Source organism: Roseicyclus sp. (genome assembly GCF_052168335.1).
Classification (GTDB): domain Bacteria; phylum Pseudomonadota; class Alphaproteobacteria; order Rhodobacterales; family Rhodobacteraceae; genus Roseibacterium.
This window is the reverse complement of record NZ_JBQLZP010000379.1, coordinates 1-2810: the sequence shown is the minus strand read 5'-3', so window position 1 is coordinate 2810 and position 2810 is coordinate 1. Positions and strand designations below refer to the sequence as shown.

Sequence of the window (2810 nt, the reverse complement as noted above, 5' to 3'; positions counted from 1 at the left end):
CTTGCAGAGAAACATCGCCACCTGGCGCGGCCGGGCGATCGCGCGCGAGCGGTTCGCGCTCATCAGGTCGGCCTGGCGGATGTTGTAGTATTCGCAGGTCTTCTTGATGATCTCGTCCATCGTCACCTTCTTGTCCGTGGCGCGCAGGATGTCCGAGAGACAGTCCTGGACCATGTCCATGGTGATGTCCTTCTGGACGAGGTCCGCGAAGGCGAAGAGACGGGTCAGCGCGCCCTCGAGCACGCGGATGTTCGACGAGACCTTGCGCGCGATGAACTCCAGCACGCCGTCGGCGATGCGGATCTTGGGGTTGCGCGCGCGCATCCGCTCGGCCTTGTGCTGGAGCACGCCGAGCCGCAGCTCGTAGTCGGTCGGGTGGATGTCCACCACGAGGCCGCACTGGAGCCGCGAGGCGATGCGGCCGTCGAGCTCCTCCATGTCGACCGGCGCGCGGTCGCCGGAGATGACGATCTGCTTGCCCATCTCCACGAGCGCGTTGAACGTGTGGAAGAACTCCTCCTGGGTCGAGGTCTTGCCGGCGATGAACTGCACGTCGTCGACCATCAGCACGTCGACGGCGCGGAACATCTGCTTGAAGCCGATGGTGTCCTGCTCGCGCAGCGCGCGCACGAAGCGGTACATGAACTGCTCGGCCGAGAGGTAGAGGATGTCGGCCTCGGGGAAGTTCGCGCGCAGTTCCCAGGCGATGGCGTGCATCAGGTGGGTCTTGCCGAGGCCGACGCCGCCATAGAGGAAGAGCGGGTTGAACGTGACGTCACGCCCCTCGGCCACGCGCCGCGCGGCGGCATGGGCAAGCTCGTTCGGCTTGCCGACCACGAAGTTGTCGAAGGTGAAGTTCGGGTTGAGGTTCGCGCCGGGCACGTCGTCGGGCGCCTTCGCCCGGGCCGGAGCCACGGGGGGAGGCGGCGGGGCGGCCTCGCGGGCCTGGACCGAAGCCGCCGTCGCCGCCTCGAGCGCCTCGGCGCGGGCAGCGGCGGGGCGCGCGTTCTCGTTGACGGGCGCGGTCCGCGCCGGACCCACCTGGAACTCGACCCGGTCGACGCTGACGCCTGCCGAGGAGAGATGGCGCAGGATCACGTCGCCGAAGTTCTGCGACACCCACGAGCCGAAGAACGTGGTGGGAACGTGGAACAGGGCCGTCCGCCCCACCATCCGGTCGAAGCTGATCGGTTCGATCCAGGCCGAGAAGTTGTTCTTGCCCACCGCCCTCAGAAGCTCGTCTCGCACCTGGCCCCACGTCTCGTTCGTCATCCCGTTCCTCGTTCTCTTTTTTGTGCGGCCGCTGCCTTGTCGACCATTGTATCCCGATTCCCCGCATCGGACCCATGCGGGAGATTCGTCGCGCCGCCGACCCCTGGCCATCACGAGAAACGACATGTCCGAGAATGGCGGCACTTGCCGACACACCTGACACTCGGTCCCGAATCCCAAAGATCTTGGAGGGGGATGTGTTCAGCACGCCGAAACGCGAGGCGCAGGTCGTGCCGAGGAAAGGCCCGAGCGAAGATGCACCCCTGTTTCTCCGGACATTCACCGAGACGTGGCGGTTCCTTGCCGCCGGGTGCCCTGACCGACCCTGTCCATCCGATCCGGCCACCGCAATCCGCCCCGGGTCCTGCCCGTAGCCCGCTCCATCCGCCCCCCAGGCGTCTGAATCGCTGTCGGAAGCTAGCGGGACTCGCGCGAGCGCCGCAACATATCTTCGCGCTTGACTCAGCGGGGGTGTGAAAATCGAATCTCACGGGTCCGAGTAGCGCCTTGAGCGACCAAGACATTTCCAGAAAAAAAAAGACGCCCGGGGTCCGGACGCCTTGAAAACAAGGGGCTGGGGCGCCTGCGTCAGACGGACATCGACTTCACGCGGGCGCTCAGGCGCGACATCTTCCGGGCGGCCGTGTTCTTGTGGACAACGCCCTTCGTGACGCCGCGCATCAGCTCGGGCTGGGCGGCGCGGAGCGCGGTCGCGGCGGCGGCCGGATCGCCCGAGGCGATGGCCTCCTCGACGCGGCGGAGGAAGGTGCGGATGCGCGACCGCCGGGCCTTGTTGACCTCGTAGCGACGCTCGTTCTGGCGGGCGCGTTTCTTGGACTGGGGCGAATTTGCCATGGCGTGTGTCTCTTTCGTCGGGCTTCGAATACGGTTTTCGCGCGGGAAGTCCCGACCCCGGGTTCACTACCGGGCGAATCCGGCCAGAGCGGGCCTCACACGCATGTCTGGCGGCGGCCTATAGAGGCATTCGCCGCGAATGTTAAGCCCCCAATGCGTGCCGTGACCGGCCGAGACGCCTGCGCCGATCCCGTTTGCGGGGCGGCGCGGTTCCCGGCATCCTGCCCCCCGTCAGACAGGAGGGACCGACATGACGCTGGCCGGACGGACCTGGGTGCCCGACCTCTGCGAGAGGCGCGTGCAGACGATCGCGGCCGAGACCGCGGCGGCCGACAGCGCGGCGCTGCTCGCCCGGATCGAGGCGCTCGCCGAGGAGAACCGGCGCATCCACGAGAGGGCGTGCTTCAACCTCAATCCCGCCACCAACGTGATGAACCCGAAGGCCGAGCGGCTGCTCGCCTCGGGCATCGGCTCGCGCCCGTCGCTCGGCTATCCGGGCGACAAGTACGAGATGGGGCTCGAGGCCATCGAGGAGATCGAGGTCATCGCCGCGGAGCTGGCCGCCGAGGTCTTCGACGCCCGCTTCGCCGAGATCCGCGTGCCCTCGGGCGCGCTCGCCAACCTCTACGCCTTCATGGCGACCTGCCGTCCCGGCGACACCATCATCGCACCGCCCGCCAGCG

2 protein-coding genes and 1 pseudogene are annotated in these 2810 nt (G+C 67.6%); 1 reads left to right on the top strand and 2 read right to left on the bottom strand.

What is annotated here, in order from left to right; all coding sequences use genetic code 11:
- Positions 1-1272 (bottom strand): chromosomal replication initiator protein DnaA (gene dnaA, locus ACTS11_RS11650; RefSeq protein ID WP_442640482.1); only part of this gene is annotated, 1272 nt, incomplete at its 3' end.
- A 588-nt stretch (positions 1273-1860) separates the two neighbouring features.
- On the bottom strand, positions 1861-2127 hold the full coding sequence (gene rpsT, locus ACTS11_RS11645) for a 30S ribosomal protein S20 (protein WP_442640481.1): 267 nt from the start codon (positions 2125-2127) through the stop codon (positions 1861-1863).
- Between the two features lie 250 nt (positions 2128-2377).
- Between rpsT and ACTS11_RS11640 the strand changes: the two are divergent.
- A pseudogene (locus ACTS11_RS11640) lies at positions 2378-2810 on the top strand (serine hydroxymethyltransferase); the annotation flags it as partial.